At 43.7% G+C, this 481-nt stretch carries 1 protein-coding gene; it reads right to left on the reverse strand.

Translation table 11 applies throughout. From position 1 onward, the window contains the following. A partial coding sequence (locus tag DVK00_RS20835; protein WP_121578518.1) for a hypothetical protein occupies positions 1–362 on the reverse strand: 362 nt, incomplete at its 3' end. Between the last annotated feature and the right edge of the window lie 119 nt (positions 363–481).

Below are 481 nucleotides of genomic sequence, written 5' to 3' on the forward strand. Positions count from 1 at the left end.
AGTACTTGTACGTCGCCGATAATTTGCGGGAATTCATCAATATCATCACCGTCAGTTGAGCCGAGTGTGAGAACTCGAAGGAGCTCTGAATCTGTCGCATCCACTACCTCGAAGTAGGAGTTCTCATCATCAGTTTCGGTGAACTCTGAGATGCTCCCTTGTTCGCCGCCCTCATGTAAGGTTTCCTCAGTCTCCTCACTAGGATTCTCTTGGTCAGGTCGTTTCTGCGTCTGGTAGCCGATTGGGTCATACTTCTCCACAAACTGTCCAAGCTCTTCGAGAACGTCAGTATACGATTCCTCCTCGGTTGCTGTAATCTCAACGTCTATCGGACCGTCTCGGAATGTGATATTAATCTCCATGAAGTCAATACTGACAGCATTAATATAACTATTTGCTATACTATGAGTTCTAATTGGGCAATTTTAGAAGTCGATATCTGAAGCAAATAACTATAACATGATGATTCTATCGTTCATTT

It is taken from the genome of Haloarcula sp. Atlit-47R, assembly GCF_003665985.1.
Lineage (GTDB): Archaea > Halobacteriota > Halobacteria > Halobacteriales > Haloarculaceae > Haloarcula > Haloarcula taiwanensis.